Raw genomic sequence first — 7083 nt, forward strand, 5'->3', positions numbered from 1 at the left:
ACCTTGGGTCAGTACCTGATGAATTTCCTGCGCCGTCTCTACCGCGAGCGCTATTTTGACGCCGCGACCGGACTGCCCAACCTTGCAGCCTGGCTTCGCCGCAAAGGCGCAGACACGCCGGCCTATGTCGTTGTCGCCGAAGTCGCCAATTTCGGAGAGATTCTCTCGACACTGGGCGAGGAAGATTCTGACAAATTCGTCGCGGCCGTGGCGGATCGTTGCAAGGTGATCTGCGGTGAAGACGAACTCCACCGCATCGGGCGCCAGCAATTCTGCTGGAAAATGGACGCTGAAAATCCTGATGCCCTTGAGCAACAAATTGAAGCGGCGGGCCAGTTGTTCAATTCCCCCTTGCAGGTTAACGGGCGATCTATCCGCGCTACGGTTTGCTTCGGGCTGGTCGCGGGGCCGCTTTCGGATCCACTCGGCCTGTCCAATAAAGCTGTTCTGGCCGCCCAGCGTGCCAGTGAGATGGGCGCTCGGACACTTTGGCACAGCGACAGCCTGGCAGACGATACAAGCCAGTCGCTGTTCATTATCTCCGAATTTGAGAATGCCCTGGAATCCGGAGAGGTTTCGGTCGTCTACCAGCCAAAATTCAGCATCGCATCCGGCCGGGTGACCGGCGCAGAGGCCCTCGTCCGCTGGAACAGTGCGGTGATCGGACATATCAGCCCCGCTATATTCGTCCCGGTTCTGGAGCGTGAAAACCTGGTTGAGCAACTGACCCTGTTCGTCTTGCGGCGCGTGATCACCTGCCTCGAGGAATGGCACGCTGCTGGATGCGCAATGAGCTGCGCCATCAATATTTCTGCGCCCCTGCTTGGCAGGGACGCCTTCGTTCACGCCGCGATGGACATCATCCGGGGCGGGCGCATCGAAGCCTCCCTGTTGACCTTTGAACTCACAGAAACGGCAGTCCTGACGTCGCCGGATATCGCGGCTGCCGCGCTGGCGCGATTTGCAGGCCTCGGCGTAAATTTGTCGATCGACGACTATGGCACCGGCCAATCGACCTTGAGCTACCTGAAGAATTTCTCGGCATCGGAAATCAAGATCGACCAGAGCTTCGTCCGCTTTGTGGCAACCAGCAACGCCAACCGGATCATGGTGCGCTCAACCATCGAGATGGCGCATGCACTCGGGATCAGTGTTGTCGCGGAAGGTGTAGAAGACGAAATAACCTTCAACATGCTCAAAGAGTTAGATTGTGACACGATCCAGGGCTGGCATATCGGCCGCCCGGTCCCAAAGGATCAATACATCGCAACCTGGGGTCAGAAACCAGGCACCCCCACTGGAACAACGCCAGACGACACGCTGGCGATCGCTTCCTGACGCAGGCGCTTACCTGACCTGGCCTGGCCTGACCTGGCCTGGCCTGGCGGGCTGTTGACGGGAAGCTGCAAGCGGCGCGCGCACGAAACATGCAGCCCGCATTCATGACAGGCTCATCCCCTGATCATGGCTGCGCCTCTGGCGGCGATCATGATGGTGGGCGTGTTCGTGTTACCGGACGTGATCTGCGGCATGACCGATGCGTCGATCACGCGCAACGCTTCCACGCCGCGTACTTTCAAGGCCGCGTCCACAACCGCGCCCGGATCGTCCGTCCGTCCCATTTTTGCCGTGCCCACGGGGTGAAAGATGGTGGTGCCGATATCACCGGCGATGACCGCGAGATCCTGGCCGGCGTCCGCCCCTCCCGGAACATGTTCCATCGGCCCGAAACGGCTGAGCGCCGGTTGCTGCATCAGGCGCCGGGTCAAACGGATCGCCTCGCGCGCAATGTGCCGGTCTTCCTCGGTATCGAGGTAGTTAGGGTCAATTATGGGCGCCGCATGCGGATCGGGTGAGGAAATCCTGACATGTCCGCGCGAGGTCGGCCGGAGATTGCAGGCGGCCACCGTGATCGCCGGGAACCGGTGAAGCGGCTCGCCAAACCTGTCGAGCGACAATGGCTGCACATGGAACTGGATATCCGGGCGCGCCTGCTGTTCGCTTGACCGCGCGAAGATACCCAGCTGTGACGGCGCCATGGTGAGAGGGCCGCGCCGGCGCAAACCGTAATCCAGCCCCATCTTTAGTTTACCGTATACGGAATAATATGTCTGGTTCAGCGTTTCTGTTCCTGAAACCTTGTAGATGCACCGTTGCTGGAGGTGGTCCTGAAGATTGGCGCCCACGCCCGGGAGGTCCACGACCGGCTTCACCCCGGCGTCGACGAGAACCCGGGACGGCCCGACCCCGGATCTCTGAAGGATCGACGGACTGCCAATCGCGCCGGCACAAAGGATGATCTCTGCGCTGGCAGAAACTGAATACTGCTGGCCGTTCTGCCAGAACACGAGACCGCCCGCTCGGCGGTTCTGAATGGTCAGGGTTTCGACCATTACACCTGTTTCGATCCGAAGATTTTTCCGGTTCAACACCGGCTTCAGGAACGCGGTCGCAGCCGACCAGCGCCTCCCCGCCTTCTGGTTCACATGGAAATAGCCCGAGCCTTCATTGTTTCCGGTATTGAAATCGGACGTCTTGGAAATTCCGATCTGTTCGGCCGCTTCGCGCACCGCATCCAGAATGTCCCAGCGCACACGCGGCGGCTCGACACGCCACTCTCCGGCCGCGCCATGAACATCACTTTCGCCGAGAAAATGGTTCTCGATCTCGCGGAAGACCGCAAGCACATCCGACCAGCCCCAGCCCGGCAGGCCAAGGTCGCGCCAGCCGTCATAGTCCTCAGCCTGCCCCCGCATCGAGATCATCGCGTTGATGGCGGAGGAGCCGCCCAGAACCTTGCCGCGCGGATAGGCCAGCGACCGGCCATTCAGCCCTGGCTGGGGCGTCGTCTTGTACATCCAGTCCGCACGCGGGTTCCCGATCGCAAAGAGATAGCCGACCGGAATGTGAAACCAGATCCAGTCATCCGCCCCGCCCGCCTCCAATAGCAGGACCCGCCGGGAAGGATCCGCCGACAGCCGGTTGGCCACGACGCAGCCGGCCAATCCGGCGCCCACGACGATGTAGTCATAGCTGCCGGCAAACGGTTTTGGGGCGTCAGCCATTGAAGCTGGATCAACCGGGCTGCACGTCGATGAACCGGCTTGCGTCCCTTGCGAGACGCTTCAGCGTTTCACTTGGCGCAAAGCGCATGTCCTCACTGGCGAGGCGCTGCATCGTGGCCAGCACGGCTTCGGCGCCGACCATGTCGCCATACAGCATCGGCCCGCCCTTGTCCGCCGGCCAGCCGTAGCCGTTCAGCCAGACGATATCGATATCCGACGCGCGCTGGGCCTTCTTCTCTTCGAGGATTTTCAGGCCTTCATTGATCATCGGATGAATGCAGGCCGAGATGATTTCGTCCGCGCTCGGCGGCGCGGCCGCCGCTACGCCCGTCACCTCGCCGATCACTTTGGCCGTGACCTGCGACGGCACCGGTTTGCGGTCTGCGCCATAGTCATAGTATCCGGCATTCGTCTTCTGCCCCCGGCGCCCGAGTTCGCACAGCGCATCACGGATCGGATTGGCGGTCTTCGCGCCGGGTTTCCAGCCGATGTCGAGCCCGGCGAGATCGGACATCTGGTACGGGCCCATCCGGAAGCCGAACTGGTTCAGCGCGGCGTCCACATCCCATGGCATCACGCCGCTGTTCACGAGTTTCTGCGCCTGAGCCTGTCGCGCGAAGAGAATGCGGTTTCCAACAAAACCCGGGCACACGCCGACCAGCACCGCGATCTTGTTGATCGTCCGGGCGAGCGCCATGCACGTCGCAATAACATCATCCGCCGTGTGGTCGGCGCGGACGATCTCGAGCAACTTCATCACATTCGCCGGCGAGAAGAAGTGCAGCCCGATCACGTCCTGCGGACGGCGTGTCGCGCTCGCGATCTCGTCGATGTCGAGCGCCGAGGTGTTGGTGGCCAGTATCGTGCCCGGCTTCGCAATCCGGTCGAGATCGGCGAAGATCCGCTTCTTGAGGTCCATATCCTCGAACACCGCCTCGATGATCAGGTCGCAATCGGCAAAGGCCGACATGTCGAGCGTGCCGGTCAGGCGGTCCATGCGTTCAGCAACTTCCGACTGCGGAAAGCGCCCATTGTCGGCGCTGCGCTGGTAGTTTGTCCGCACGACGCCGAGGCCGCGGTCCAGCGCTTCCTGCTTCTGCTCGAGGATCACGACCGGAATGCCGGCGCTGGCGAAGTTCATCGAAATGCCGCCGCCCATGGTGCCGGCGCCGATGACGCCGACCTTGCGGATCTCGCGGTGCGGCGTGTTCGCCGGCACATCCGCAACCTGCCAGGCCTCCCGGCCCGCCTTCGCGATATAGTCGGAAACCGTCTCGGTGGTCATGGCAATGGCCGGCATGTGTCGCGTCCTCCTGTTGGCTCCGCCCGTCATGGCCGGCGGATTTTCAATCACACTATGCGCCCCAGCCGCAGCGCGGAAGTGCGCACGGCAACGGTTTAAGAATAAAGGATTTTGTGAGCTATGGGCTGGAGCGGGTACACGGGATCGAACCGAGATAGCTAGCTTGGAAGGCTAGTGCATTACCATTATGCTATACCCGCCCGACTGGGCCGCGAAAGCGGCGGCATTGGCGGGGTGGTGGAGGGAGCTGGATTCGAACCAGCGTACGCTAGGCGACCAGATTTACAGTCTGGCGGATTTAACCACTCTCCCATCCCTCCACGGGACCCGCGCCAACGCCGTTTGACGCCGCCGCGCCAGCACTTCAAAAGGGTTCTCTAAAGGGGCCCCTATCCACGCTGGAAGCGGCCTTATAAGGATGATCCTCATGGCGCGCAACCATACAAAACGGCCCGGGAACAGGCCGCCAGGCCCGGCCGGGAACCGGCCCCAATCCGGACAATTAAACAGGCCCGAGCGTGACAACCCGGGCCGTGACAGACCCGGCCACGAAAAGGAAGGTGGCCCGGTCTGGCTGTGGGGCACCCATGCCGTCCTGGCCGCCCTCGCCAACCCCGACCGGCAGTTCCTGCAGTTCCTCGCCACCGAGAATGCGGCGGAGCGCCTGCCGAAAGGCCAGCTTACGCCGCAGATTATCACCGGAAAAAAACTGGACCAGCGCCTGCCCCCCGGCGCTGTGCATCAGGGCATCGCCGTCAAGGCCGAACCGCTGGAAGCGGCGGCGCTGGAAGACCTGATCGCCGAGGGCGCAACCCGCGTCGCCGTGCTCGACCAGGTATCGGACCCCCACAATCTCGGCGCCATCTTCCGCTCGGCGGCTGCGTTCGGGTTCACCGGCTTAATCCTCCAGACCCGGCACGCCCCGCCGATCTCCGGCGTGGTCGCCAAAAGCGCGGCGGGCGCCATCGAGACCGTGACCGAGGTGCGCGCGGTGAATATCGCCCGCGCGCTCGAACAGCTCGCCGAGGCCGGGTTTCACACCGTCGGTCTTGCCGGCGAGAGCACACGTCCGCTCGACCTTGCCGTGAAAGGTGCCGCGAAAGTCGCCGTAGTGCTCGGCGCTGAAGGCGCCGGCCTGCGCCCGGCAGTTGCGAAAGCCTGCGCTGAGCTTGCCCGAATACCGATTGCCTCGGACATGGAGAGCCTCAACGTGTCAAATGCTGCCGCAATTGCCTTCTATGAGGCCAGCCGGGGCAGTTTTCCGGTTGCCTGAACGACTGCCAGATGCTCATACCTGAGCGCCTCGGAGATCAACCATGCTGCGCTTCCTGTCCGTATTGCTCGTGATCTTTGGACTTGTCGTCGCGGGCTTCGGCGGCGCGGCGCTGCTGGAAGAGTATGCGCCGGCGCAAACCGCATCCATGGCCGCTGCGCCCGCATCGGAGCAGGTTGAAATTGCAGCGATGGGGCCTGCGCCGGATGAACCGTCATTCGAGGTGACGCCAGCAGAGCCTGAGGCGGAAATGTCCGCCCGCAGCGCGCCCGGGGCCGCACCTGGCGAAGCGGCGCAAAACGCCGGCCCGGCGCTGACCGAAGAGGAAAGCCAGTTCAACTTCGAGACACAGATGGAGGCGAAGCCGATGGCTCGCTCAGCTGCGCCCGAAACGGCAGAGAGCGTCGAAGCTCCGGAAGTTTCCGCCATGTCAGCGCCGGAGCCCGCAAAATCCGCGTTTGAGGAAACCCTGCAAACAGTTCCGACTGCGCTTGAAACGCCGCGCTCGGCCGAATACAAGCGCGCCTTCGACGTGACGTTCGCCATTGATGCAACAGGCGATTCGACTGCCGCCGATGCCCTGCCCGGCAAGGGCCTGATCGAAGAGGGCGAAGCGAAGGTATCAGAGCGCGTGGAAGTGCGCTTCTCCGGCGCAAACTTCAACATCATCGCCACCTCGCCGCCGGTCCAGTCACTTTCTCCGATGACGGAGAATACCTGGCGCTGGTCGGTGACCGCGCTGAGCGCCGGCGAGCATGACCTGACGTTCGAGATATTCGCCATCGGTTCCGGTGGCGTGACACCGCTGCGCACATACCGCGAAACAGTCACCGTAAAGGTCTCCGGCATCAACCGCGCGATCGCGTTTGCCGACCAGGCCAACCCGCTCTTCGTTCTCCTCGGCGGGCTTGGCTCGGCGCTGGCCGGACTGTTTGCAGCCTTCCGGTTCTTTGGGAACAAGTAGCCAGCCAGGCGCTGATTGTCTAAATTATGGCCCAAGGCGCCGGTCAGGCCCAGTCGGGGGACGTCATGACACTGAAGGTCATCAGCGCCGGATTTGGGCGCACGGGCACACTGTCGCTCAAGCTCGCGCTCGAAGAGCTTGGCTTCGGCCCCTGTCATCACATGAAGGAAGTGCCCGGAAAACAGCGCCGCGCAGGTACCGCTCTGAAGGCTGGCGGCGATGGCACGCCGAACTTTGCCGCGATCTGCAGAGGCTACAGGTCTGCCGTTGACTGGCCGACGGCAGCCTTCTGGCGCGAAGTCGCCGCCGCCAATCCGGACACGAAGATCATCCTGTCCACCCGGTCGCCAGAGAGCTGGTAGGAAAGCTTCTCCGAAACCATTCTTGCGAGCCTGATGGCGCGGGAACACTGGCCGCCGCCTGCGGCGGCATGGCTCACGATGGTCACCAGGGTGGTCATCGACCGCAGCCTTGGGGG

The 7083-nt window shown here is 62.8% G+C and carries 6 protein-coding genes and 2 tRNA genes; 4 read left to right on the top strand and 4 right to left on the bottom strand.

The genetic code is table 11. From position 1 onward, the window contains the following. Window positions 1-1338, top strand: a 1338-nt coding sequence (locus WEA77_RS02725; RefSeq protein ID WP_368066325.1) for an EAL domain-containing protein, incomplete at its 5' end; no start/stop codon positions are given. A gap of 113 nt (window positions 1339-1451) precedes the next feature. On the opposite strand, the gene WEA77_RS02730 is transcribed toward WEA77_RS02725, so the two are convergent. From WEA77_RS02730 to WEA77_RS02745, 4 genes are all read right to left on the bottom strand, one after another. Further along, the gene (locus WEA77_RS02730) at window positions 1452-3065 is read right to left on the bottom strand and encodes a GMC family oxidoreductase (RefSeq protein ID WP_368066326.1); all 1614 of its coding nucleotides are present in this window, start codon (window positions 3063-3065) and stop codon (window positions 1452-1454) included. 10 nt (window positions 3066-3075) lie between these two features. Then, window positions 3076-4365: a 3-hydroxyacyl-CoA dehydrogenase NAD-binding domain-containing protein gene (locus WEA77_RS02735; RefSeq protein ID WP_368066327.1), complete on the bottom strand. Its 1290-nt coding sequence runs from the start codon at window positions 4363-4365 to the stop codon at window positions 3076-3078. Window positions 4366-4494: 129 nt separating this feature from the next. Then, window positions 4495-4568: transfer RNA gene (locus WEA77_RS02740), tRNA-Gly, on the bottom strand. A gap of 35 nt (window positions 4569-4603) precedes the next feature. Beyond that, a tRNA-Tyr gene (locus WEA77_RS02745) sits at window positions 4604-4688 on the bottom strand. A gap of 107 nt (window positions 4689-4795) precedes the next feature. On the opposite strand from WEA77_RS02745, the gene WEA77_RS02750 reads away from it, so the two are divergent. The 3 genes from WEA77_RS02750 (at window position 4796) to WEA77_RS02760 (ending at window position 6967) form a co-directional block, all read left to right on the top strand. Beyond that, window positions 4796-5641, top strand: a complete 846-nt coding sequence (locus WEA77_RS02750; RefSeq protein WP_368066328.1) for a TrmH family RNA methyltransferase — start codon at window positions 4796-4798, stop codon at window positions 5639-5641. A gap of 43 nt (window positions 5642-5684) precedes the next feature. Beyond that, on the top strand, window positions 5685-6605 hold the full coding sequence (locus WEA77_RS02755) for a hypothetical protein (protein ID WP_368066329.1): 921 nt from the start codon (window positions 5685-5687) through the stop codon (window positions 6603-6605). A 65-nt stretch (window positions 6606-6670) separates the two neighbouring features. Then, window positions 6671-6967, top strand: coding sequence for a sulfotransferase family protein (locus WEA77_RS02760; RefSeq protein ID WP_368066330.1), 297 nt, complete (start codon window positions 6671-6673; stop codon window positions 6965-6967). The last annotated feature ends 116 nt before the right edge of the window (window positions 6968-7083 follow it).

This window comes from Hyphomonas sp. (assembly GCF_040882205.1).
In the GTDB taxonomy this organism is placed as follows: Bacteria; Pseudomonadota; Alphaproteobacteria; order Caulobacterales; family Hyphomonadaceae; genus Hyphomonas.